A 24,858-nucleotide genomic window follows, 5' to 3' on the forward strand; every position below is an offset into this window, starting at 1 on the left:
TCCTATAATCCCGAATCGCCCACCTCTCACATCGAATTCCTCTCGTCCTTTCCAATCAACTCACTATAAACGTGCCCAGCTACCATCGAAAGATGTTTTTCAACCATTCTTTGGGGCGATTCTCACACTGTTGTTTTAAATTGCCTGACTTATCCCAAACTGGCAAAGTAAAGTGACTATCGCAATCGAGTACAAATGCCCCAGACGGAGTGGCGCTGAAACCAAAAGTACTCATTCCCTGTGGCCAAGGGAGCAATAATTGTTCAGGAATCCGATGCTGTAAGTATTCAGCATACACTCGTAGCGCTCCACTCGATCCCGTTAATTGCGTTGGTTGATTATCATCTCGACCAAGCCAAATGGTGGTTACTTCTCGCCCATCAACACCAACAAACCAACTGTCACGACGATCACTACTGGTTCCCGTTTTTCCCGCTAAGGAAGCCCAAGCAAATTGCTGATTCAAGTAACGCCCTGTCCCTTGCTTTACCCCTTGTTTCATCGCGTAAGTCGTCAACCATGCCGCTTGCTGATCTACAACCTGAGAGGCTTTAGGAATCGATTGATAAAGCACATTGCCTTGAAGATCCAATACCGATCGAAGGGCAGACAGCGGGGCTTTTTTACCAGCATTGGTGATCGTCTGATACATCTGAGCGACTTGATAAGGTGTTAACGAAAACGATCCTAAAAACATAGATGGAACCGGACGAATTTCATGCCGATTAACCCCCAATTGCTGCAATGTATTAGACACCGCATCAATGCCTAATGACATTCCCAACTGCACGGTAGGAACATTCAATGATTGAGCGAGAGCTTGATATAACGGTACCTCACCTCGATATTGCCGATCAAAATTACGAGGAGTCCATACCGTGCCCCCACTGCCTTTTAAGCTGATCGGTTTATCGATTAAAGTGCTCGCAAGGTGATATTTATCTGGCTGGGCTAATGCGGTCAGGTAAACCGCAGGTTTAACCAGCGATCCGATTGGACGACTAGCATTTAAGGCTCGGTTAAAACCATCGTATCCGGTGCGTTTTCCACCGACCATGGCGCGAATTTCACCACTGGAACGATCCACGGCAATCGCCGCCGCTTCTAATTGGTGACCCGCTTTTGGCGCAAGTATTGAAACTTGGTGAGAAATAGCTTGTTCTAGTTTTTCCTGGGATACGGGATCTAATGAGGTAAAGACTCGCAACCCTTTGTCGGTTTCAAATCGTGTTCCTACTTTTTGTTTTAGCTCAATGGCGAGTTGTTGGAAATAAGCCGGTTGTCGACTGGCGATATGTGGATGTTTCTGAACATCCAATGGGCGAGAAACAGCCTGTTCATACTGCTTAGCAGTTAGAATATTTTGTTCCAGCATTAATTTTAATACTAAATCACGTCGCTCTTTGGCTCGCTCAGGATAACGTGCCGGTTGGTAATAAGATGGCCCTTTCACCATCCCCACTAACAAAGCAAGCTGATCAATTCTTAGCTCTGGTAGCGGTTGGCCAAAATAGAGCCGAGAGGCGAGCCCAAAACCATGGATAGCCTCTTTGCCATTTTGACCAAGATAAACTTCGTTAAGGTAAGCTTCTAAAATACGATCTTTGCTATAGCGGTAATCAATAATTAAGGCGATATAGGCTTCGCGCAATTTACGCCATAACGTCCGTTCACTGGATAAAAAGATATTCTTCGCTAACTGCTGCGTCAGAGTACTTCCCCCTTGAACGGTGCGTCCCGCTTTTAGATTGGCCAACATCGCTCTCGCTATCGAAAAAGGAGAAATACCATCATGCTGGTAAAAGTAGCGATCTTCCGTGGCTAATAGGGCATCCACCATCACTTCTGGAAATTGTTCGCGCCGTAAAAAGAGCCGTTGTTCAATCACATCTTTTTCTAACATACCGAGCATTTTCGGGTCGAGACGTAGATAGCCGAGCTGGCCTCGTTGCTCAAGTGATTGAATGCGGAGTAATGAGTGTTGGTCAAAAGATAACATGACATGGCGATCCGGTTCAGGGCCATCAGAAAATTCAAATGGGCGACGGATCAACTCAATTTTGCTTGACGATGCCGAATACTCACCGGGGAAACGGGGCTGAGCCACTTTACGATAATTCAAGACATCGAGCTCATTACGAACTTCTGGCAAGGTAATTTTATCACCCGGCTGTAAGGTTAAAATTCGCGCATAAACCACAGTCGGCAAATCGAATAGCTGGCCATCAAAGCGTTGTTTCACAACACTATTTAAGTACAATCCACTCACAAGCAACACAGCCGAAAACGCTAATGATCCTTTCCAAAACACGCCCCATAAACGTAATCCCCATGAGGTTTTTTTAGGTTTTGAGGGGGCCTTTTTTCTACTGCTTGGCCGCTTGGTCGGTGTTTTTTTCTTGGTCATGATTTTAAGTGCCGTTTTGTTTTTGTTGTCGCACAGTGGCTGGCCGGATCATCGGGCCAAACATGTTTAGGATAGCGGCCTTTCATCTCTTTCTGCACATCACGATAGGCCCCTTGCCAGAAACTGGCTAAGTCCCGCGTCACCTGCAAAGGTCGTTGAGCAGGAGATAATAATTCCATCACCAACCCCACTCGTCCTTTCGCTATCAATGGTGAGTGTTGCTCACCAAATACCTCTTGCATTCGAACGGAAAGCACCGGATCACTCGCAGGCTGATAACGGATTTTCTTGCGATTTCCTGTCGGTAATTGGTAATGCGTCGGTAACCATTCATCCAACTGCTGGTTGAGTGGCCAAGCCACATAAGCCACTAAAGCGTCTAAAACCGAGACTTGATGCAAATCTTTTACCGTGCGAAGACCGATTAAATAAGGGCCCAACCATTGTTCCAAGGCGCTTAACAATCCATCCTCACTCATATCAGGCCAGTTTTCCTCGGGTAACCATTCACTGGCACAACGAACTCTCGCTAACCACTCTTGACTCTCAGTATTCCAATTCAATACCGAAAGTCCGTTACGTTGGACATAATTCAGCAAAGCTTGCGTCATTTTTTCTAAGCTGGGTTCAGCCAAAGCACGACGACGAACCATCAAATGCCCGATGCGCAGTTGACATTCCGCAACTAAGCGCCCTTGCTTCTCATCCCAATCGACCCACTCTTGCTCAGAAAAGAGCGATGGTATTTCGGTAGCTAGGGAGTCTATCTCAAGCGATAATGCTGAAAATATCTGACTTGATTGCTGTTGGCTACGCATTAAATCAACGGCCAATAAATAGCCTTGGCTGGCTAACGGATGGGTTTCATGCACAAAAGCACCATGTCCATTCGCCAGTAAATAATGCCCATACTGCCCTCGTTGCTGAGCAATTCGGTCAGAAAAAGCAAAGCAAGCTGCCACCGCCATACACTCACTGTCAACCTGATTGAGTGAAAATTGGCTGTGTAATGTGTGCGCCAATGCCTTGGCACGTTGCGCCATCAACTTGCTTTTATGATGTATCCCCTGCTGCCAACGATGTAAACTGTGCTGTAAATCCAAGACCTGATATTCTGGCTCTTCCATTAAGGCAGCCAATGCCAAGGCCGAATTTAAATATCTCGCCCCTTTTTCTTTGGCCCAGAGCAACATAGCAGCCATACGTGGTTCAATCCCTAAACAATGGGCAGCTTGTCCCTTTGCCGTTAACTGACCTCGTTCATCAATCAGTTGTAATGTGCGTAATAGATCACGCGCCTGTTCTAGAGCGGCGCGAGGCGGTACATTTAACCAGTTAAGTTCATCGGCTTGTTGTGTGCCCCATTGTGCTAATTCCAGCGCTAACGCAGTCAGATCACTATGTAAAATCTCAGGTTCCGGAACCCATGGCTGTTGATTAAATTGTGCTTCACTATATAGGCGAACACATAACCCGGCTTCCAATCGACCGGCTCGTCCCGCTCTTTGCTCGGCAGAAGATTGTGCGATGCGTACTTGCTCTAAACGAGTAATGCCGGTTTTAGGATCAAAACGGGCGCGACGCTCCCAACCACTGTCGACCACCAATCGAATCCCTTCAATAGTCAGTGACGTTTCAGCAATATTGGTGGCTAAAACCACTTTACGACGCCCAGAGGGAGATGGAGCAATTGCTTGTTGCTGGATAGAAAAAGGTAATTGACCATATAAAGGACACACATCAATCGCTTCAGGCAGATCGCTCAATCGCTCTTGCAATTGACGAATCGCTCCACTGCCCGGTAAAAAGGCCAATAGCGATCCAGCTTGTTGAGCCAATAAAGTCCGGATCTGATGCTCGACGGCATAAACTAGGCCATGTGCATCTTGCATCGGTTGGTAGTGGATCGCGACCGGATAACTACGACCTAAAGATTCAATAGCGTGCGCTTGTGGTAACAGTGTCTGCAATGCTTGTTGATCTAACGTCGCAGACATCACTACAATGGTGAGAGTTTCCCGTAACGCCATCTGTATATCTAAGCTTAATGCGAGTGCCATATCGGCATGCAGATTTCGCTCATGAAACTCATCGAAGATCAAAATATCAATCCCAGTTAGCTCAGGATCGTGTTGAATCATCCGAGTCAAAATTCCTTCCGTGACGATCTCCAATCGCGTCTGAGCGCTCACTTTACTTTCCCCTCGAATCCGATAGCCGACACTTTCGCCAACCTTCTCACCCAATTGCTGGGCTAAATAACGAGCAATATTACGCACCGCTAATCGTCGAGGTTCCAGCATCACGATCTTCCCCTTCACATTCGAAGAACGAAGCAACGCTAACGGAAGTTGTGTTGATTTACCCGCTCCGGGAGGGGCTTTAAGAATCACTTGAGGTGAATGTTGTATCGCCATTAGTAACTCTGGGATCACAACATCAATAGGTAGATCTGACAACATGACATCCTTTCTAAACTGAGCGCCACATTGTACATAAGAAGTTTAGAGAATAAATAGCCTGTCGATCGCTTATCTCTGGGGACTGTTGACCTTTCGAGCCGATTTTCGCAGCCGTTTGTGGCTTCTTTATGCAAGGCAGAGGCTTTGAAATGTCATTACTCTACCTGAAAAGCCGCTCCCCGACGCGAGGCTTCTCTGAAATCACGGCTCAGAATATCCATGATCAAGAAGGTAACGTGACAGGCGTTTCAAAATGATCGGGTTTTAACGCTAATATCGAACAATGTAACTGGCTAATCAGCTCTTCAGAGGTATTACCAATTAACATGCCGCTGATCCCGGTTCGAGAAAGCGTTCCCATCACCACTAAATCGATCTCATGTGCAGCAATTAAAGGGGGAAGCACAGCCACCGGCTTTCCTTGCGGTAAATGAATCAGTGGCTGACTAAACCCTGCTGTCTGTGTCATGAATGGCTGAATAAGTTGCTCTATTTGTTGATAACGGTGTTGCTGCTCACCTTGCCACATTCGTGCTTCCGTTTGTTTATTGCCATCTCCCCAAATGCTAGCAAATCCAGCGTAGGGGATATCCCATGCATTAGCGATGTGCAGCTGCGCAAATTCCCCTAATGCAAGCTGAACCGCCATTTGGCAGATTTTTTCATTCAAATGATTGTGCTGTTCAAACACTCCGAAGTCGATCGTGGCAAGAATATTTTTATAGCCCGATAATGGAAAGTTGGGCTTGGTTAACAGCAAAGGGCATGGGCATTTTCTTAATAAATGAACATCATTACTGCCAAATAAACTCGCACTCCAATGCGGGTTTTCAGCTTCTTTAATGACTAAATCAACTGATTCTCTCAATACAGTGCGAATCACTTCTAAATAAACTTTTCCCGTGACTAAGTGCACTTGTACTGAACGTTCAAACGACAATGTTTGACAACATTGGGTAATTTTATCCCTTTGAAACGCTAAGATATTACGTTCAATTTCATCAAGCTTCTCAAACTCGTGATTATCTTTTTCAAGCACATAAATAATCGACAGTTTCGCTTGAGAGTTCTTGGACCAATGAACAGCATGAGCCAAAGCCTGTTGATCAGACGATTCAGTATAAACATATAACACATGGTTAAAAGGATACATCATGCCTCCCACTCCAGCCTATTCATCACTAGCAACCTTGGACTGTGTCATAAATTTTGTCCAGCCACTATCTTGAGGATTGTAGGACATTCCACGCTATTGTGATTAAATTTACTTTTCGTACGATGTTTGACAGGCCATACCATGCAATTTGATCCCCCATTGAAAAAAGCGACCTTAATCCGCCGCTATAAACGCTTTCTTGCCGATGTCACGCTGGATAACGGCGAGCAATGTACGATTCATTGCGCCAATACCGGAGCCATGACTGGCTGCGCCGAAGTAGGAAATACCGTATGGTATTCCACCTCGCAAAACCCTAAACGGAAATACCCTCATAGCTGGGAACTGACAGAAAACCACATGGGTCAGCGTATTTGTGTCAACACGGCTCGAGCCAATGCCTTGGCCGTTGAGGCCATTCATGATGGGACTATAAAAGAATTGCAGGGATATCAACAACAACTGACGGAAGTAAAATACGGACAAGAAAATAGCCGAATTGATATCTTGCTCACCACACCACAACGACCAAATTGCTATATAGAAGTAAAAAGTGTCACGTTGCTGGATGAGTGCGCTTTCACCGGTGACGGCCAGAGGCCCTTGCTTGGTCAAGGTTATTTCCCTGATACTGTCACCATGCGTGGGCAAAAACATTTGCGCGAATTAGCCCAAATGGCCCAAAATGGGAGCAGAGCCGTACTTTTATTTACAGTTTTACATTCAGGGATTGAAAAAGTCTCCGTCGCTCACCATATAGATGCGAACTATTCACAATTATTAACAATGGCTCAAGAAGCTGGAGTTGAAGTACTGTGCTACAAAGCACAGCTTTCAGAACAAGAAATCCGATTAATTTCGCCAATAGAATTTGTACATTCATGATAAAAAATGATGTCGCCTTCACATTGACGATAACTTTACGATTCAGTGTTTGCCTCGCTCACTTCTTTTTGCTATAGATACCCGCCTTAAATTAACTGCTCTCGCAGTTGACTAGGTGTTAGTAGGAGATGCTGTATGACAGAATCCAAAAAGAAAACGCTAGGCATCCTAGCCATTGCAGGTGTTGAGCCGTATCAAGAAAAAGCCGGTGAAGAGTATATGTCACCGGATCAGATCGCTCACTTTACCAAAATCTTAGAAGCTTGGCGTAACCAGCTAAGGGAAGAGGTTAATCGCACAGTCAATCATATGCAGGATGAAGCGGCAAACTTTCCCGATCCGGTGGATCGCGCATCTCAGGAAGAAGAATTTAGCCTGGAACTGCGTAATCGAGATCGTGAACGTCGTCTCATCAAAAAAATTGAGAAGACTTTAGATAAGATCAAAGAAGACGACTTCGGATTCTGCGAATCTTGTGGCGTGGAAATTGGTGTTCGTCGCTTAGAGGCTCGCCCAACAGCCGACCTCTGTATCGATTGTAAAACACTGGCTGAGATTAAAGAAAAACAGATGATGGGTTAACCTGTTCTATCATCATAGTCAATCAACAAAAAGGGAGCAAACCGCTCCCTTTTTGCTTGTATTACAGGTTACAATCCCTGTGCTTTCGATGAGTTAGCCTTATTTTTTCATTGAATTTGATTGTGACAACTATGCATTATATTGGTCGTTTTGCCCCATCGCCTTCTGGCCCATTACATTTTGGCTCACTAATCGCAGCACTAGGCAGCTATTTTCAAGCTCGCAGTCAACAAGGCCAATGGGTTGTGCGCATTGAAGATCTCGATCCTCCCAGAGAAATGCCCGGCTCTGCACAATGGATTTTACAGGCACTAGAAGCTTATCAATTAACGTGGGATGGCGATGTTGTTTATCAGAGTCAACGTCATGAGCTATATCAAGCTCAAATAGAGACATGGCTACAATCTGGACAAGCTTACTATTGTCAGTGTACACGTAAGCAAGTAAAACAAACGGGGGGATACTATCTCGGTACTTGCCGCCATTTAGCGTTGCATCAAACCTCAGGTTGTGCGATCCGTTTTCGGATGGATCATCCGATCTATTCGTTCATCGATCTGAAACAGGGAGAAATTACCATCCCCAAGGCCCTAGCAGAGGAAGATTTCATCATCAAAAGGCGAGATGGACTGTTTGCTTATAACCTTGCTGTGGTAATTGACGATATTCAACAAGGCGTGACACAAGTGGTTCGAGGAGCTGATTTAATTGAACCCACTGGGCGACAAATCAGCCTGTATCACTGCTTGCAGCAAAAGCCCGTTAGTTACTTACATTTGCCATTGGCGATGGATGGTAATGGAAATAAACTATCCAAACAAAACCATGCAAAGGCGATTAACATTGACCAGCCAAAACCAACATTAATTCGAGCGATGGCGTTTTTAGGCTTTGATATACCGAAAGATTTTATGGATGCCCGAGTCGAAGAAATGATCGCTTGGGGCATCAAGAACTGGCAGATAACACGATTGCCGCAAGAGATAGAGATCACACCGTGATTCTCAAAAGGCGCTGTGTACGCTATTATTAGCCGAAATTTCGGCCCATTTAAGCCAAAAAGGTGCACCACAACGCTTGAATAGCCAACACCAATCATTGTCAGATGCACATGAATAATAATGAACTAAAATCACGCAAACCTCATACTTATCCTGAGCTAGCGTTAAATATCATCACTCGCCAAGAGCATAAAATCTCACGGCAGTCGATCAGTGAAAACGCACTCAAAGTCCTTTATCGATTACACGGAGCGGGCTTTGAAGCGTATTTAGTGGGAGGTGGCGTCAGAGACTTATTGCTCGGCGCGACTCCAAAAGATTTTGATATCGCCACCAATGCAACCCCAGAGCAAGTGCGTCAACTCTTTCGTAATTGCCGGTTGATTGGACGACGCTTCCGTCTTGCCCATATAATGTTTGGCCGAGATATTGTTGAAGTCGCCACCTTCCGAGGCCATCATCAAGAAATCAACCAACAGATTGCCGCTCAATCAGAAGCGGGGATGTTATTGCGCGATAACGTGTACGGTACGATTGATGAAGATGCCGAGCGTCGTGATTTCACCATCAATGCGATGTATTACAACATCGCTGATTACAGTATTCATGACTACGCTGGTGGTATGGAAGATCTCGAAGATAAACTGGTTCGTCTTATTGGCGATCCGGAAACACGCTATCGAGAAGATCCTGTCCGCATGTTACGAGCGATTCGCTTCGCCGTTAAGCTTGATTTTGATATCGAAGAAGATACCGCCGCTCCTATTGAACAATTAGCGCCGCTATTACGAGACATTCCTTCCGCGCGTCTCTACGAAGAGTCGTTAAAAATGCTACAAACAGGTTATGGTTTAGAAACCTATCACCTGATGAGAGAATACAACCTATTTCAACAACTGTTTCCACAAGTGGCTGAGCATTTTACCGAAGATGACTCATCACTGACGGAACAAATGATCGACTTAGCTCTAGACTCGACCGATATTCGCATTGAAGAAGGCAAACGAATTAACCCAGCCTTTATGTTTGCCGCTTTCTTTTGGTATCCAATGATTAAGCTGGCCGAACAGATCATGGAGACGCATCAATATAATTTTTATGATGCAGTGATGGAAGCGAGCAATAAAACGCTCGACCAAGTGGTTAAATCGATTGCGATTCCACGCCGTCATACCACAACGATCCGCGAAATTTGGCAAATGCAACTTCGTTTGCCCCGTCGGACTGGCAAACGAGCTTTCCGCCTACTTGAATTAAATAAATTCCGAGCTGGATTCGACTTTCTGGAAATGCGGGGAGAAATTGAAGGTGGAGAAGTCAAACAGTTAGCGAATTGGTGGCAGACTTTCCAAAATGCTGGACGCAATATGCGCCAAGCCATGGTCGCTGACTTAGGTAACAGCGCAGAAAACAATAAATCAGGCCCGCGCCGTCGTAAGCCCTCAACTCGTAAACGCAAGCCGAAAGGTAAAAATGCATGATTACGGCCTATATTGCTGTCGGGAGCAATCTTGGCGATCCGGTCAAGCAAGCAAAACAAGCGATTGAGGCTTTAAAAAAACTCCCTCAATCCCAATTTATTGCTGCATCATCATTGTATTCCAGTACGCCAATGGGGCCCCAAGATCAGCCTGATTATATCAATGCTGTTGTTGCTATTGATACGCAATTAAGCCCGCTTGAACTGCTCGATTGCACTCAAGCTATTGAACAGCAACAAGGGCGTGTACGTAAAACTGAGCGCTGGGGGCCAAGAACACTTGATTTAGACATCATACTCTACGGGCAACAAGTGATAGATAGTGAACGATTAACTGTACCGCATTATGGGATGAACGTGCGTGAATTTGTCCTTTATCCGCTGTATGAAATTGCCCCAAACTTACAGTTTCCCGATGGAACTAAGCTAAGTGATCAACTTAACCAAGTGGCACGGAATGGGCTTAGTATTTGGCCGTCACCCACGGCAAGTAAGGATATCGAATGAAAAAAATCACCATTAATGATCTGATGAAATGGAAACAGGAAGGTCGAAAATTTCCCACCTCGACCGCCTATGACGCCAGTTTTGCTCAATTGTTTGAAAGCCAAGAGATGCCGGTATTATTGGTGGGTGACTCATTGGGAATGGTTCTCCAAGGGCAGACCGATACGCTCCCCGTCACAGTCGAAGAGATGGCCTATCATACTCGCTGCGTACGTGCCGGTAGTCCTAACTGTCTCCTAATGGCTGATATGCCTTTTATGAGCTATGCAACGCCAGAGCAAGCCTGTGAAAATGCTGCCACCTTGATTAGAGCTGGAGCCAATATGGTGAAAATCGAGGGAGGAGATTGGCTGGTTGATACGGTAAAAATACTGACCGAGCGAGCGGTTCCTGTTTGTGCTCACCTGGGTTTAACCCCACAATCGGTCAATATTTTTGGTGGCTATAAAATTCAAGGTCGTGAACAAGAGAAAGCCGATCGTATGGTGAAAGATGCCATCGCCTTACAAGATGCTGGGGCACAAATCATCTTATTAGAATGTGTACCCGCGAGCCTTGCTAATCGAATCACTGAGTTACTTGATGTCCCAGTGATTGGTATTGGTGCAGGCAATGGCACAGATGGACAAATTCTAGTGATGCACGATATGTTTGGTATTTCGGCCAACTACATGCCAAAATTCTCGAAAGATTTTCTCGCAGAAACTGGTGATATGCGCCAAGCTGTCGCCCAATATATGGCCGATGTTCGCAGCGGCGCATTCCCAGATGATGCACATACTATTGCCTAAAGGAGTACTCCATGCAGACTTTTGCTGATATTTCAGCTCTCCGTGAGCAGATCAAACAGTATAAGCGTGATGGTCGCCAAGTGGCTTTTGTTCCAACCATGGGCAATTTACACGAAGGTCATTTGACCTTAGTTCGTAAAGCACGCGAGCTGGCCGATATTGTTGTGGTCAGTATTTTTGTTAATCCAATGCAATTTGATCGCAGTGAGGATCTCAATAACTATCCGCGCACGCTGGATGAGGATCTAAGCAAATTAAACAGTGAAGGGGTTGATCTCGTCTTTACCCCAACGCCTGAAGTTATGTATCCAAATGGGTTGGATAAACAGACCTTTGTCGAAGTTCCTGGGCTTTCACATATGCTTGAAGGAGCCTCACGTCCGGGTCATTTCCGTGGTGTTACAACGATTGTTAGCAAGTTATTTCATATTGTGCAGCCGAATATTGCCTGCTTCGGAGAGAAAGATTTCCAACAATTAGCGGTTATTCGTCAGATGGTGAACGATCTGTGTTTGGATATTGACATTGTCGGTGTTGCGACGGTACGAGAAATGGATGGGTTGGCCATGAGCTCTCGCAACAGTTTACTGACTATCGATGAGCGCCAGCGAGCACCAGTGCTCGCTAGAACCATGCGCTGGATGAGCAGTGCCATCCGAGGTGGCCGAGACGACTACGCCTCGATTATTGAAGATGCGATCGATCAACTACGCGCTGCAGATATTGAGCCAGATGAAATCTTTATTCGTGATGCACAAACCTTGCAACCTATCAATACTGAAAGCAAGCAAGCCGTGATTTTAATTGCGGCTTATTTAGGTAAAGTTCGTTTAATTGATAACCAGGTACTTGATCTCTCTGGCGATAATAAAGAGAGCACTGAAGAGCAATAGTACAACGGCTTACGGTTAAGATAAAAAAGGCCATTCCCGCTCAGCGAAGAATGGCCTTTTTGTTTTTCAGAGGAGTCGTATTACTCTCATCTCAAACTCGGCTTAACTGCGTAGCCCCTTTCCTTTGCTAATCAAATAATGTGCAATGGCATAAAGCATAACAACAAAGATGCCCAATACACTAAATGACGTCACAATATCGACATCCGATACCCCTAAGAATCCATAGCGAAACGCATTCACCATATACACAATCGGGTTAATTTTCGAAACACCTTGCCAAAAATCTGGTAATAAACTGATCGAGTAAAACACCCCACCTAAATAGGTCAACGGCGTTAGAACAAAGGTTGGTATGATAGAAATATCATCAAATGTCCGAGCAAATATCGCATTGATTAAACCGCCTAACGCAAAAACAACTGAGGTTAAAAAAACGGTGGCACCAATTATCCCCCAATGATCCACCGTTAAATCAACAAATAACAGTGAAACGGTGGTCACTAATGCGCCGACCAGTAATCCCCGAGTCACCCCGCCCATCACATATCCGGCAATAATGACATAATTCGGGACTGGAGCGACCAAGAGTTCTTCAATATTTTTCTGAAATTTAGCACTAAAAAAAGAAGACGCCACGTTAGAGTACGAGTTGGTGATCACCGACATCATAATCAAGCCGGGAACAATGTATTCCATATAGCTAAAACCATTCATCTGGCCGATACGAGAGCCAATCAAATTACCAAAAATGACAAAATATAAGCTCATGGTAATGACCGGTGGCACCAATGTTTGCACCCAAATCCGGGTGAAACGAGTGATTTCTTTACGTAACAAACTGCCAAAAGCAGTCCAATATACCGCGTACATTACGCCTCCTCCTGACTCTGATCACGAACGATACTCACAAATAACTCTTCTAAACGGTTCGCTTTGTTACGCATAGAAAGCACCTGAATGCCTTGTTGAGTCAATTGACTAAACACCGCATTCAACCCTTGGCTTTTTTCTAACTCAATCTCTAATGATCCCTCAACGATCCGCTGAGAAATTACATCGCTTAGGGGCTGTAATCGGCTTTCGTCATCAATATCTAAAATAAAAGTTTCAACTCTTAACTGACTCAATAAGCCTTTCATTGTGGTATTTTCAATCAGCTCTCCGCGATTAATAATACCAATATGACGACACAGCATTTCCGCTTCTTCAAGATAATGAGTCGTGAGAATAATGGTGATGCCTTGTTGATTGATCTGCTTTAAAAATGCCCACATTGAGCGACGTAGCTCAATATCAACCCCAGCAGTAGGTTCATCGAGGATCAAAAGTTGAGGTTCATGCATTAAGGCTCGGGCAATCATCAAACGACGCTTCATCCCTCCTGATAGATTACGAGCTCGCTCTTTACGTTTGTCCCAAAGATCTAGCTGAGTCAGATACGTTTTGGCCCGCTCTTTTGCTAATGACTTGCCAACCCCATAATAACCCGCTTGTTGAATGACAATCTGCTCTACCGTTTCAAAAGGATTAAAGTTAAATTCTTGTGGCACTAAGCCAATATGTTGTTTCGCAATTTCCAGATCATCATCGATATTAAAGCCAAACACTTTAACCGTACCGGAGGTTTTATTAACCAGCGAGGAAATAATTCCAATTGTAGTGGATTTTCCCGCCCCATTGGGGCCAAGCAGTGCGTAAAAATCACCTTTTTCAACCTGTAAGCTCACGCCTTTCAGCGCTTCAAACCCGCCTGAGTAAGTTTTTCTTAATTGTTCTATTTCTAATGCATACATTCCAAGGTTCACTCTTTGTGATCGCCACTTGTTCAATGTGCTGCTGAAGATCCGGTTTTTCAACCCAACATTAGAAATTGATGAAATAAAAAACGCAGATCCAACGATCTGCGTTTTTACCCTTTATCATGATGCGGGGTTAACATGTTTAACCGCAGCGTTGAGCGCTTCATAGCGGAAGGAAAATGTTTTATCAGCCGACACCAATCGCAAAATATGAAACTTTTCTAATTGCTGTTTGGTATCAATATTAGGGCAAAGCAGATAGACCGTACAGTGAGCATCCAACGCATCGTTAATCGCATTTTCTAAAGCTAGACCAACCGTTACATCAATCATGGGGACATCGGTCAGATCTAAAATCATCGCTTCATAATCACCAATACGATGATGTTGACGAGCAATGGCTTTCGAAACACTAAAAATCATCGGCCCCGATAAATAAAAAAACAGCACCTTCCCATTCGCTTGATCCAGTAAAGCTCTTTCACTATCGGTTAATGGGACATCATTACCATCTGCATCACTGATGGCTTTTACTTGCCGTGCTTGCTCGCGACTCAAGCGTTCAATAATCAAAATATTTGAAATAAAAACTCCCAACCCTACCGCAACAATTAAATCAACAAATACGGTTAATAGCATCACGCCGTACATGATCGCCATCCCTTGCATACTGACTTTATGCGCACGTTGGATAAAACTCCAATCAAGAATATTAAAACCGACATACACCGCAATTCCAGCTAATACAGCCATTGGAATCGGTTCGGTTAATTCTCCCGCCACAAGGACGACCAAGGCCAGTATTAAGGCGCGTACCACGCCAGAGAGTGGAGAACGTGCACCGATTTGAATATTTGTTACCGTCCCCATCGTGGCACCAGCCCCAGGTAACGCACCAAATAAGCCAGCGATCATATTAGCAATGCCTTGTCCTCGCAGCTCTTTGTCTGAGTCATGCTCTTTGCGGGTCAGAGAATCACCAATCACCGCGGTGAGCAAAGTATCGATACTGCCGAGTGTACCAAGCACAAGTGCGTCGATGACCATATTCGTGAACATCTCACCATTCAATGTTGGGATAACAAAAGAAGGTAAACCAGCAGCAATAACCCCAATGCGACGAATCTCATCGCGATCAAATAACAATAGCGAAATCAGCGTGACAGCGACTAACGCGATCAACTGGACAGGCACTTGTTTGCGATATTGAGTGGGAAGAAAAAATAAAATGCCTAAGGTTAACATCCCCAAAAACAGCTCACTGATCTTCATCTGATTAATGATTTCAGGTAACGCGGTTAGCGTCCCCATCACTCCCCCAGCAGGCGTGGCTTGACCAAGTAGCGGTGACAACTGCAGGACAATTAAGATCACTCCAATGCCAGACATAAAACCTGAAATCACGCTATAAGGCATTAAGGTAATATATTTTCCAAGCTTTAGGGTGCCCAGTAAAATCTGAAACGCTCCCGCCATCATGACAACGGTAAAGCTAACAGCAAACCCAGTTTCAGGATAACGAGCCATCATGCTGGTTAAAATAGCGGTCATAATCACCGTCATTGGCCCAGTCGGTTCAGAAATCAAGGTGGATGAACCCCCGAATAGAGCGGCAAATAGCCCCACCAGTATAGCTCCCCAAAGCCCAGCTTCAGCACCCGCTCCAGACGCGACCCCAAATGCTAAAGCCAGAGGTAATGAAATAATCGCAGTGGTCACTCCCCCGAATAGGTCACCTTTTAGATCGATATCGGCAAAACGGCCTCTAAACACCATAATTTCCTTCATACTAAAAATAAATGTCTTAATTATAATAAATAACTGCTGCAAATATTCACCATTAATTCACATACAGCCAAAGCTTTATTGACATCATCACTCCTTGAATCATTGCAGTGTATGATTTTTTATCACTGAAACTCGTCAGATGAGTGGATATTTCGGCATTTTATCAGGGAAGGAATTTGTAACATTGTGTATAGTCAGTGCTATTCTTGCGTATTGCTATGGGCGCAATTGAGCTATTGTTAAATTTTAAGGGAAGTAAGATGCCAGAACTAAAACAGCTTTTTGAAAATAACTCACGTTGGTCTGAATCCATTAAGGCTGAACGTCCCGAATATTTTGCCAAGCTGGCTAAAGGGCAAAATCCTGATTTTTTATGGATTGGTTGCTCAGACAGCCGAGTGCCAGCTGAAAGGCTAACCGGACTTTATTCAGGAGAGTTATTTGTTCACCGTAATGTGGCTAACCAAGTGATCCATACCGATTTAAACTGCTTATCGGTCGTGCAATATGCGGTGGATGTGCTTAAGGTCAAACATATTATTATTTGTGGTCACTATGGCTGTGGCGGTGTGACCGCAGCAATTGATAACCCTCAATTAGGCCTAATTAATAATTGGCTGTTGCATATTCGCGATCTCTACTTTAAACACCGTGCCTACTTAGAAGCAATGCCTGAGCAAGATCGCTCTGATAAGCTCGCAGAGCTTAATGTAGCAGAGCAAATGTACAACTTAGGTAACTCAACAATTATGCAAAATGCCTGGCAACGTGGGCAAGATGTTGAGCTTCATGGGGTCGTTTATGGGATTGAAGATGGGAAACTAGAGTATCTCGGCCTTCGTTGTCACTCGGGCGAGCTAGTCGATGAAAGCTATCTCAAAGCCTTAGAGAAGATTTTAAATCCACAACATCAACTATTATGTCGTTAAATGACGTAGCGCTTGAATTTAACACTGGCTCAATTTAACGGCCTCTAAACAACGTACAGCGACCAGTAGACGACGATTCAGCAGCGGGTAGCAAAATGCCCACTCTTGTGGGCATATACTCTTATTACTTGAGGCTAGAGCGGTGTTAACCATGTTCGTTCACCCCAATCACACCGCCTGTCTATGCTCATGGGGATTCACCCACCTACCGACTACCTGCAACTGCAAGTTGTTTGAGTATCGTGAGCATTCATTTTTCAGTCGTAACTGATTATTCCTGCGGAATCACTTTACCAATAAACGGTAAATGGCGATATTTTTGTGCATAATCAATTCCGACCCCGACAACAAATTCATCCGGAATTTCAAAGCCAACCCACTGAACATCAACCTGAACTTCACGCCGAGAAGGTTTATCTAGTAACGTGCAGATATTAATTGATTTCGGTTCACGCAACGATAAGAAATCTTTGACTTTATTGAGCGTGTTGCCAGTATCAATAATATCCTCGACCAGTAAAACATCTTTACCTTTAATATCATCATCCAGATCTTTTAATATTCTGACATCTCGGGAGCTTTCCATACTGTTCCCATAACTAGAGGCGGTCATAAAATCCACTTGATGGGTCAATTCAATAGCCCGGGCTAAATCTGCCATAAAGACAAAAGATCCCCGTAAAAGACCGACGAGAACTAGATCCTCACTGCCTTGATAATGCTTAGTAATTTGTTGACCTAACTCACGAATTCTTTCCTGAACCTCTTGTTCAGAAATCATAACTTCAACTGTATGTTTCATACCTATCTCGTTGGTTAGAGCGATGTTTACCACGCAAAAGTGGCACACCACCAAATTGTTCGGCGCGTATAGTACCATTACACAAGATGGGTGTTAACCTTTGCTACCGCTCGATCCAAGTAAGCGACAACCACGCCGATTTAAGCCAAACCCAACCTATTGATTAATCTAAATTAGCAGTAACACATCTTTTATCGATAAAACATATTGATCTAAAAAACATTTTCTACATATGGCGATTATTTAGGCATAAAGCATTGACCTGATACATATGCACCATTACACTCATAGCGTTTCTAAAACAACTTATAAAAAAATCATTAGCGTGGCAAAACGCAATAAATCGTCAAATGGCAAGGAAAAATTAACTATGGACGCATCAATTGAGAAACGGCCAAGAACTCGGCTTTCTCCACAAAAACGTAAACAGCAACTGATGGAAATCGCGCTAGAAGTGTTTGCTAAGCGAGGAATTGGTCGTGGAGGGCATGCAGATATTGCTGATATTGCCCAAGTATCAGTCGCTACCGTGTTTAACTACTTCCCAACTCGTGAGGACTTAGTCGACGATGTACTCACCTTTGTGGTTCGGCAGTTCTCTAATTTTTTAACCGATCATATCGACCTTGAACTCAGTGCTAAAGAAAATATGCACACCATCTCCTCGGCGATGGTTCAACTTGCGATTGATGACTGCCACTGGCTCAAAGTATGGTTTGAGTGGAGCGCTTCAACACGAGATGAGGTTTGGCCTCTTTTTGTTTCAAGTAATAAGACCAATCAATTATTAGTTAAAAATATGTTTGTCAAAGCCATCGAACGTGGCGAGGTTTCTCCTCAGCTTGATGCTGAAAATCTGGCCATATTATTCCTTGGTATTTGTTACTCTCTCTTTGTGCAAGCCAATCGAGTTCCTGATGGACAAAAAATCCATAAATTAGCCAACAACTACTTAGCAATGTTGTGTATTTATAATCGAGAACCGTTATCTGTTGCCTCTTAGCGCTCAATCCGTAACACATTAACTATTTGTTGATATAAAAAGTTGTTGATATAAAAAAGCCGCTGTTCAATCAGCGGCTTTTTATTATCAAGCTAAATTACTTTTTCTTTTTTGCTTTCGCATTGGGTAGATCAGTGATCGTTCCTTCAAACACTTCCGCAGCAAGACCTACGGATTCATGCAATGTTGGGTGAGCGTGGATAGTTAACGCAATATCTTCAGCATCACAGCCCATCTCAATAGCCAGACCGATTTCGCCCAATAGTTCCCCACCATTGGTTCCAACGATTGCCCCACCAATCACACGGTGAGTCTCTTTATCAAAGATAAGTTTCGTCATACCGTCTGCACAGTCAGATGCGATGGCTCGCCCTGAGGCTGCCCATGGGAATGTCGCCACTTCATAGTTAATGCCTTCAGATTTGGCTTCTTTTTCTGTTTTACCAACCCAAGCGACTTCTGGTTCAGTGTAAGCAATAGAAGGAATCACTTTTGGATCGAAGTAATGTTTCTTACCCGCGATCACTTCAGCAGCAACGTGGCCTTCGTGTACGCCTTTATGCGCCAACATCGGCTGTCCGACAATATCCCCAATCGCAAAAATATGAGGAATATTGGTGCGCATTTGCTTATCAACATGAATAAAGCCACGTTCATCGACTTCTAAACCTGCTTTTTCTGCATCCATAAGTTTTCCGTTAGGAACACGGCCAATAGCAACTAATACAGCATCATAACGTTCCGCTTCTGCTGGTGCTTTTTTACCTTCCATGGACACATAGATGCCGTCTTCTTTGGCTTCTACTGCGGTCACTTTGGTTTCAAGCATCAAATTAAATTTGTTTTGGATACGTTTGGTATAGACCTTAACGATGTCTTTATCGGCCGCAGGGATGACTTGATCAAACATTTCAACGACATCGATCTGAGATCCCAGAGCGTGATACACCGTTCCCATTTCTAGACCGATAATACCCCCTCCCATGATTAACAACTTTCCGGGGACTTGTTTCAGTTCCAGAGCATCGGTTGAGTCCCAAATACGCGGATCTTCATGGGGAATAAAAGGCAGTTTAATCGGACGGGATCCGGCGGCGATAATCGCGTTGTCGAAATTAACGACGGTTGTTCCTTCTTCACCTTCAACTTGAATGGTATTTGGACCAGTAAACTTACCAAAACCGTTCACCACATTAACTTTACGCATCTTAGCCATTCCGCCAAGACCTCCGGTTAACTGGTTAATCACTTTTTCTTTCCAAAGGCGGATTTTATCAATATCCGTTTGTGGCTCGCCAAAGACAATGCCGTGTTCCGCAAGCGCTTTGGCTTCTTCTATCACTTTCGCCACATGAAGTAGGGCTTTTGAAGGGATACACCCAACATTGAGACACACGCCGCCAAGCGTGTTGTAACGCTCGATAAGTACGGTATCCAGACCTAAATCGGCACAGCGAAAAGCCGCCGAATAACCAGCAGGACCGGCACCCAGTACAACAACTTGGGCTTTAATTTCTTTGCTCATTTCGACCTCTTATAGTCAATATCCCTAACAGGCTGAGTGGAGGGTTCTCTCATTTAGTTAAAGCCAGATTAAAAACAATATGGCTTTAAATCGATAACTTTTTAACCGTAACAGTTTACAGAGATGTTAATGGTATGAAAAGTAAATCCAGTTAGCCTGTGAGCTAGACAACAATTCAATGACCGAACATTCTTTATCATCAAATTGCAAGATTATACGTGAATCAAGGCGGCTAAATGCCGCCATGCTGTTTATGTCATGCTTATAATACTAAGCGACGAATATCACTTAAGCAGCCATTTAAGTAGGTGATAAAACGTGCACCTTCCGCACCATCAATTACACGGTGATCGTAAGACAGTGACAACGGAAGCTGTAGACGTGGTGCAAACTCTTTACCATTCCACACCGGTTTCATTTCTGACTTAGAAACCCCTAAAATTGCCACTTCTGGTGCATTAACGATTGGCGTAAATGCCGTACCACCAATTCCACCGAGGCTAGAGATCGTAAAACAACCGCCTTGCATATCGGCCGCGGTCAACTTACCAGCGCGCGCCTTTTTCGAGACTGCAGCAAGCTCGGCTGAAAGCTCATAGATGCCTTTTTTATTAACATCTTTAAAGACTGGAACTACTAGACCATTCGGTGTATCTACCGCGATCCCCACGTTAACGTACTTCTTGAGAATTAAGCTTTCGCCATCTTCTGACAACGAAGAGTTAAACGCTGGGAAGGCTTCTAGTGCTTTAGCCACCGCTTTCATGATGAACACCAATGGAGTGATCTTCATTCCGGTGTCTTTCTTCGCTTCGATGGCATTTTGTTCTTTACGGAAGTTTTCCAGCTCCGTGATATCCACGTTATCCCACTGAGTGACATGAGGGATCATCACCCAGTTACGGTGCAGGTTAGCACCTGAAATCTTCTTAATCCGGGAAAGTGGTTGAACTTCAGTGTCACCAAACTTGCTAAAGTCCACTTTAGGCCAAGGAAGTAGACCCAGTGCCGCGCCATCCCCTTTACCTGAAGCAGCTGCCGCAGAACCAGACTCAAGACGCTTAAGTGCGTCTTTCACATAGCTCTGAACGTCTTCTTTTAGAATACGGTTCTTACGGCCAGAACCTTTTACTTTCGCTAGGTTCACGCCAAATTCACGTGCTAGACGGCGAACCACTGGCGAGGCATGAGCGTATTCATGATTCTCTTGGAAGTCTGCGGTCGCAGGAGCACTAACTTGTGCAACAGGCGCAGCCGCAGCAGCACTTGGTGCAGCAGCTTGTACAGGAGCAGCAACCGCCACTTGGGCTGGTGCTGCACCGGCGACTTCAAACACCATGATCAGTGAGCCAGTAGAAACTTTGTCACCCGTAGCGACTTTAATCGCTTTCACTTTCCCTGCAAACGGTGCCGGAACTTCCATTGAGGCTTTATCGCCTTCAACGGTGATCAATGATTGCTCTTCTTCCACCATGTCGCCAACCGCAACCATGATTTCGGTTACTTCAACTTCATCACCACCAATATCGGGCACTTGAACATCTTTCTCTGCTGCGGTAGTAGGAGCTTCAGCAGCGCTTGCTTGAGCCACAGACGCTGGAGCCGCAGAGCCTGAACCAACCACTTCAAAGACCATGATCAAAGAACCTGTGGTCACTTTGTCACCAGCAGCAATTTTGATTTCTTTGACCGTACCTGCAAACGGCGCAGGCACTTCCATCGAGGCTTTGTCGCCTTCCACGGTAATCAATGATTGCTCTTCGGTCACCGTATCACCGACCGCGACCATGATTTCAGTCACTTCGACTTCATCACTACCAATATCGGGCACTTGAACTTCTTTCAGTTCAGCAGGAGCAGCAGCCGCAGCGACAGGAGCCTCAGCCGCAGGAGCCGCTGCCGCGGCACCTTCAGCGTCAAACACCATGATCAAAGAACCAGTAGTGACTTTGTCACCGACAGCGATTTTGATCTCTTTTACGATCCCTGCTTGTGACGCAGGCACTTCCATTGAAGCTTTATCACCTTCAACCGTGATCAATGATTGTTCTTCTTCGACCTTGTCGCCAACGCTGACAAGGATCTCGGTAACTTCAACCTCATCCGCACCAATATCCGGTACATTAATTTCGATTGCCATTATTCTTTCCTACCTTCAATTAAGCGTATAACGGGTTTGTTTTTTCAGTGTCGATGTTAAATTTCTTAATCGCTTCAACCACTACTGATTTGTCCAATTCACCACGTTTAGCCAGTTCGCTCAGCGCGGCAACAACGACATAACTCGCATTGACTTCGAAGTGACGACGTAGGTTTTCACGGCTATCAGAACGGCCAAAACCATCTGTACCTAATACTTTATAAGACTCCGCTGGCACGTAAGCACGTACTTGCTCTGCGTAGTTCTTCATATAATCCGTCGCAGCGATTGCCGGTTCAGTTCCCATCACTTGGGTAATATAAGGGACTTTCGCTTCCGCTTCAGGATGCAACATCGCATCACGCTCACATGCTTGACCATCACGCGCCAATTCGTTGAACGACGTCACTGAATAAACATCAGAAGCCACACCAAACTCTTCACTTAGTATTTGCGCCGCTTTGCGCACTTCATTCATGATAGTCCCTGAACTCATTAATTGAACCTTGCCTTTTGAGCCAGTATAGGTTTCTAGTTTGTAGATACCTTTACGAATGCCCTCTTCCGCACCTTCCGGCATGGCTGGCATTGGGTAGTTTTCATTCATGAGCGTCAAGTAGTAGTAGACATTTTCTTGTTCACCATACATACGACGAATCCCGTCTTGAATGATGACGGCAACTTCATAAGCAAAGGTTGGGTCATAAGAGACGCAGTTTGGTACCGTGCTGGCTAAAATATGTGAATGACCATCTTCATGCTGCAAACCTTCGCCATTTAGTGTGGTTCGGCCTGCTGTTGCGCCCAATAGGAAGCCACGCGCTTGCTGGTCACCGGCCATCCATGCCATATCACCGACACGTTGGAAACCAAACATCGAGTAATAGATGTAGAACGGAATCATAGGTAAATCATTGGTACTGTATGATGTCGCTGCAGCAACCCATGATGACATGGCCCCCAATTCGTTGATCCCTTCTTGCAAGACTTGACCAGAAGTCGCTTCTTTATAATAAGAAACGATGTCTCTATCTTGTGGGGTATAGTTTTGCCCATGCGGGTTATAAATACCAATTTGACGGAACAGCCCTTCCATACCAAAGGTACGAGCTTCATCTGCAATAATGGGTACGATATGTTGGCCGATATTTTTATCTTTCAGCAGAATATTTAAGGTACGAACAAAAGCCATGGTAGAAGAAATTTCACGTTTTTGCTCTTCAAGCAGTGGCTTGAACTCTGCTAGTTCTGGGGTAATAAATGTTTGAGTAAAATTAGGCAGGCGCTGTGGCGTATAGCCATGCAAAGCTTTGCGGCGAGCGTGTAGATATTCAAACTCTTTCGAGCCTTCTTCTAATTTCAGATAAGGTAAGTTTTTCACCTCTTCATCTGAAATTAAATCTTGCAGGCCAAGGCGGTTACGCATTGCAACCACATGAGTCATATCCATTTTCTTCACTTGGTGCGCAATGTTTTTGCCTTCTGCCGCATCACCCATACCATAACCTTTGACGGTTTTTGCGAGGATAACCGTTGGGCGGCCTTTCGTTTCTTGCGCATTCTTGAATGCAGCAAACAGTTTTGATGGCTCATGACCGCCACGTTTCAAGGCAAAAATCTCATCATCGGTCATATCGGCAACCAGTGCCGCTGTCTCTGGATATTTACCAAAGAAGTGTTCCCGAACGTAAGCACCGTCTTTCGCTTTAAACGTTTGGTAATCGCCATCAATGGTTTCGTTCATCAGCTGCAATAATTTACCTGAAGTATCTTTCGCTAATAGCGCATCCCAGTTATTGCCCCAAATCACTTTAACCACATTCCAGCCAGCGCCTTTAAATAGGCCTTCTAGCTCTTGAATGATCTTACCGTTCCCCATCACGGGGCCATCAAGACGCTGCAAGTTGCAGTTGATAAGGAAACATAGGTTATCCAACTTCTCACGTGCAGCAAACGAAATTGCACCACGTGATTCTGGCTCATCCATCTCACCATCACCCAGGAAGGCGTAAACCCGTTGTTGTGAAGTATCTTTTAGCCCTCGGCCCTCAAGATATTTCAAGAAACGCGCTTGATAAATTGAAGCGATAGGACCAAGCCCCATCGAAACGGTCGGGAATTGCCAGAATTCAGGCATCAATTTCGGGTGTGGGTAAGAAGGAATTCCTTTGCCATCGACTTCCTGACGGAAGTTGTCTAATTGTTCAGCAGTCAGGCGACCTTCAACGAAGGCACGAGCATAAATCCCCGGAGAAATGTGGCCTTGATAATAAACCAGATCACCACCATCCTTCTCATTCGGCGCACGGAAGAAATGGTTGAAGCAGGTTTCATAGAATGCGGCGGAAGATTGGAAAGAGGCCATATGCCCACCCAAATCTAAATCTTTCTTGGAAGCACGCAACACGATCATGATCGCGTTCCAACGAATGATGGAACGAATACGTTTCTCTATCGTGGTATCACCGGGATAAGCGGGCTCTTGGGCGGCCGGAATCGTGTTGATATAGTTTGTGTTGATACCAGTGGGCATATCAACGCCATCGAGACGGGCTTTCTCTAGAACTTCTTCTAATAAGAATTGCGCACGCTCTACGCCTTCTTCACGTACAACTGACTCAAGGGCGGAAAGCCACTCCTGAGTTTCCAGTGCATCTACGTCATGCTTCATGTCAGACATGGCGATCTATCCTTCTGTTGGTTGG

At 44.8% G+C, this 24,858-nt stretch carries 19 protein-coding genes; 9 read left to right on the forward strand and 10 right to left on the reverse strand.

Annotation, left to right across the window (positions count from 1 at the left end; all coding sequences use genetic code 11):
* Positions 1-79 precede the first annotated feature (79 nt).
* The 3 genes from mrcB to CAG57_RS03575 all read right to left on the reverse strand — a co-directional run bounded on the left by mrcB (position 80) and on the right by CAG57_RS03575 (position 6,025).
* A complete protein-coding gene (mrcB, locus tag CAG57_RS03565; RefSeq protein ID WP_161427680.1) occupies positions 80-2,407 on the reverse strand; it encodes a penicillin-binding protein 1B in 2,328 nt (775 codons plus the stop codon).
* A complete protein-coding gene (hrpB, locus tag CAG57_RS03570) occupies positions 2,404-4,866 on the reverse strand; it encodes an ATP-dependent helicase HrpB (protein ID WP_161427688.1) in 2,463 nt (820 codons plus the stop codon). The genes mrcB and hrpB overlap by 4 nt, the downstream gene beginning before the upstream one ends.
* 226 nt (positions 4,867-5,092) lie before the next feature.
* Positions 5,093-6,025 (reverse strand): universal stress protein, encoded by a 933-nt coding sequence (locus tag CAG57_RS03575; RefSeq protein WP_161427681.1) that lies wholly within the window; start codon positions 6,023-6,025, stop codon positions 5,093-5,095.
* Between the two features lie 141 nt (positions 6,026-6,166).
* Here CAG57_RS03575 and sfsA point away from each other — a divergent pair, with 141 nt between their 5' ends.
* The 7 genes from sfsA (at position 6,167) to panC (ending at position 12,164) form a co-directional block, all read left to right on the forward strand.
* The gene (gene sfsA / locus CAG57_RS03580) at positions 6,167-6,910 is read left to right on the forward strand and encodes a DNA/RNA nuclease SfsA (protein ID WP_161427682.1); all 744 of its coding nucleotides are present in this window, start codon (positions 6,167-6,169) and stop codon (positions 6,908-6,910) included.
* A 135-nt stretch (positions 6,911-7,045) separates the two neighbouring features.
* Positions 7,046-7,492 (forward strand): RNA polymerase-binding protein DksA, encoded by a 447-nt coding sequence (dksA, locus tag CAG57_RS03585; RefSeq protein WP_099610600.1) that lies wholly within the window; start codon positions 7,046-7,048, stop codon positions 7,490-7,492.
* A 131-nt stretch (positions 7,493-7,623) separates the two neighbouring features.
* On the forward strand, positions 7,624-8,493 hold the full coding sequence (gene gluQRS, locus CAG57_RS03590; RefSeq protein ID WP_099610599.1) for a tRNA glutamyl-Q(34) synthetase GluQRS: 870 nt from the start codon (positions 7,624-7,626) through the stop codon (positions 8,491-8,493).
* A gap of 104 nt (positions 8,494-8,597) precedes the next feature.
* Positions 8,598-9,974: a polynucleotide adenylyltransferase PcnB gene (pcnB, locus tag CAG57_RS03595; protein WP_443083763.1), complete on the forward strand. Its 1,377-nt coding sequence runs from the start codon at positions 8,598-8,600 to the stop codon at positions 9,972-9,974.
* Positions 9,971-10,480 (forward strand): 2-amino-4-hydroxy-6-hydroxymethyldihydropteridine diphosphokinase, encoded by a 510-nt coding sequence (gene folK / locus CAG57_RS03600; protein WP_161427684.1) that lies wholly within the window; start codon positions 9,971-9,973, stop codon positions 10,478-10,480. The genes pcnB and folK overlap by 4 nt, the downstream gene beginning before the upstream one ends.
* Entirely contained in the window at positions 10,477-11,271 is a 795-nt protein-coding gene (panB, locus tag CAG57_RS03605) for a 3-methyl-2-oxobutanoate hydroxymethyltransferase (protein ID WP_161427685.1), read from the forward strand. Before folK ends, panB begins: the two co-directional genes overlap by 4 nt.
* 11 nt (positions 11,272-11,282) lie before the next feature.
* Complete coding sequence (gene panC, locus CAG57_RS03610) at positions 11,283-12,164, forward strand: pantoate--beta-alanine ligase (RefSeq protein WP_161427686.1); 882 nt, start codon at positions 11,283-11,285, stop codon at positions 12,162-12,164.
* A 102-nt stretch (positions 12,165-12,266) separates the two neighbouring features.
* Here panC and CAG57_RS03615 read toward each other — a convergent pair whose 3' ends face one another.
* The 3 genes from CAG57_RS03615 to CAG57_RS03625 all read right to left on the reverse strand — a co-directional run bounded on the left by CAG57_RS03615 (position 12,267) and on the right by CAG57_RS03625 (position 15,742).
* Positions 12,267-13,037, reverse strand: a complete 771-nt coding sequence (locus tag CAG57_RS03615) for an ABC transporter permease (RefSeq protein ID WP_099610594.1) — start codon at positions 13,035-13,037, stop codon at positions 12,267-12,269.
* The gene (locus CAG57_RS03620) at positions 13,037-13,960 is read right to left on the reverse strand and encodes an ABC transporter ATP-binding protein (RefSeq protein ID WP_099610593.1); all 924 of its coding nucleotides are present in this window, start codon (positions 13,958-13,960) and stop codon (positions 13,037-13,039) included. The genes CAG57_RS03615 and CAG57_RS03620 overlap by 1 nt, the downstream gene beginning before the upstream one ends.
* Before the next feature lie 126 nt (positions 13,961-14,086).
* Positions 14,087-15,742, reverse strand: coding sequence for a SulP family inorganic anion transporter (locus tag CAG57_RS03625; RefSeq protein WP_161427687.1), 1,656 nt, complete (start codon positions 15,740-15,742; stop codon positions 14,087-14,089).
* Between the two features lie 272 nt (positions 15,743-16,014).
* Here CAG57_RS03625 and can point away from each other — a divergent pair, with 272 nt between their 5' ends.
* A complete protein-coding gene (can, locus tag CAG57_RS03630) occupies positions 16,015-16,683 on the forward strand; it encodes a carbonate dehydratase (protein ID WP_099610591.1) in 669 nt (222 codons plus the stop codon).
* Positions 16,684-16,954: 271 nt separating this feature from the next.
* Here the strand turns inward: can and hpt are convergent, their stop codons facing one another.
* A complete protein-coding gene (gene hpt, locus CAG57_RS03635; RefSeq protein WP_099610590.1) occupies positions 16,955-17,485 on the reverse strand; it encodes a hypoxanthine phosphoribosyltransferase in 531 nt (176 codons plus the stop codon).
* A gap of 370 nt (positions 17,486-17,855) precedes the next feature.
* On the opposite strand from hpt, the gene CAG57_RS03640 reads away from it, so the two are divergent.
* A complete protein-coding gene (locus tag CAG57_RS03640; protein ID WP_099610589.1) occupies positions 17,856-18,488 on the forward strand; it encodes a LuxR/HapR/OpaR family quorum-sensing transcriptional regulator in 633 nt (210 codons plus the stop codon).
* Between the two features lie 97 nt (positions 18,489-18,585).
* Here CAG57_RS03640 and lpdA read toward each other — a convergent pair whose 3' ends face one another.
* The 3 genes from lpdA to aceE form a co-directional block, all read right to left on the reverse strand.
* Entirely contained in the window at positions 18,586-20,013 is a 1,428-nt protein-coding gene (gene lpdA, locus CAG57_RS03645; protein WP_099610588.1) for a dihydrolipoyl dehydrogenase, read from the reverse strand.
* A gap of 262 nt (positions 20,014-20,275) precedes the next feature.
* Positions 20,276-22,153: a pyruvate dehydrogenase complex dihydrolipoyllysine-residue acetyltransferase gene (gene aceF / locus CAG57_RS03650; protein WP_161427297.1), complete on the reverse strand. Its 1,878-nt coding sequence runs from the start codon at positions 22,151-22,153 to the stop codon at positions 20,276-20,278.
* A 19-nt stretch (positions 22,154-22,172) separates the two neighbouring features.
* A complete protein-coding gene (gene aceE, locus CAG57_RS03655) occupies positions 22,173-24,833 on the reverse strand; it encodes a pyruvate dehydrogenase (acetyl-transferring), homodimeric type (RefSeq protein WP_099610586.1) in 2,661 nt (886 codons plus the stop codon).
* Between the last annotated feature and the right edge of the window lie 25 nt (positions 24,834-24,858).

Origin of the sequence: Vibrio sp. V30_P3S12P165 (assembly GCF_009904905.1) — a bacterium.
Classification (GTDB): domain Bacteria; phylum Pseudomonadota; class Gammaproteobacteria; order Enterobacterales; family Vibrionaceae; genus Vibrio; species Vibrio fujianensis.

Excerpts from the sequence above, each read along its gene's own strand:
- mrcB (WP_161427680.1), bottom strand. The coding sequence starts at position 2,407 with ATGACCAAGAAAAAAACACCGACCAAGCGGCCAAGCAGTAGAAAAAAG.
- CAG57_RS03575 (WP_161427681.1), bottom strand. The coding sequence starts at position 6,025 with ATGATGTATCCTTTTAACCATGTGTTATATGTTTATACTGAATCGTCT.
- sfsA (WP_161427682.1), top strand. The coding sequence starts at position 6,167 with ATGCAATTTGATCCCCCATTGAAAAAAGCGACCTTAATCCGCCGCTAT.
- dksA (WP_099610600.1), top strand. The coding sequence starts at position 7,046 with ATGACAGAATCCAAAAAGAAAACGCTAGGCATCCTAGCCATTGCAGGT.
- gluQRS (WP_099610599.1), top strand. The coding sequence starts at position 7,624 with ATGCATTATATTGGTCGTTTTGCCCCATCGCCTTCTGGCCCATTACAT.
- pcnB (WP_443083763.1), top strand. The coding sequence starts at position 8,598 with ATGCACATGAATAATAATGAACTAAAATCACGCAAACCTCATACTTAT.
- folK (WP_161427684.1), top strand. The coding sequence starts at position 9,971 with ATGATTACGGCCTATATTGCTGTCGGGAGCAATCTTGGCGATCCGGTC.
- panB (WP_161427685.1), top strand. The coding sequence starts at position 10,477 with ATGAAAAAAATCACCATTAATGATCTGATGAAATGGAAACAGGAAGGT.
- panC (WP_161427686.1), top strand. The coding sequence starts at position 11,283 with ATGCAGACTTTTGCTGATATTTCAGCTCTCCGTGAGCAGATCAAACAG.
- CAG57_RS03615 (WP_099610594.1), bottom strand. The coding sequence starts at position 13,037 with ATGTACGCGGTATATTGGACTGCTTTTGGCAGTTTGTTACGTAAAGAA.
- CAG57_RS03620 (WP_099610593.1), bottom strand. The coding sequence starts at position 13,960 with ATGTATGCATTAGAAATAGAACAATTAAGAAAAACTTACTCAGGCGGG.
- CAG57_RS03625 (WP_161427687.1), bottom strand. The coding sequence starts at position 15,742 with ATGGTGTTTAGAGGCCGTTTTGCCGATATCGATCTAAAAGGTGACCTA.
- can (WP_099610591.1), top strand. The coding sequence starts at position 16,015 with ATGCCAGAACTAAAACAGCTTTTTGAAAATAACTCACGTTGGTCTGAA.
- hpt (WP_099610590.1), bottom strand. The coding sequence starts at position 17,485 with ATGAAACATACAGTTGAAGTTATGATTTCTGAACAAGAGGTTCAGGAA.
- CAG57_RS03640 (WP_099610589.1), top strand. The coding sequence starts at position 17,856 with ATGGACGCATCAATTGAGAAACGGCCAAGAACTCGGCTTTCTCCACAA.
- lpdA (WP_099610588.1), bottom strand. The coding sequence starts at position 20,013 with ATGAGCAAAGAAATTAAAGCCCAAGTTGTTGTACTGGGTGCCGGTCCT.
- aceF (WP_161427297.1), bottom strand. The coding sequence starts at position 22,153 with ATGGCAATCGAAATTAATGTACCGGATATTGGTGCGGATGAGGTTGAA.
- aceE (WP_099610586.1), bottom strand. The coding sequence starts at position 24,833 with ATGTCTGACATGAAGCATGACGTAGATGCACTGGAAACTCAGGAGTGG.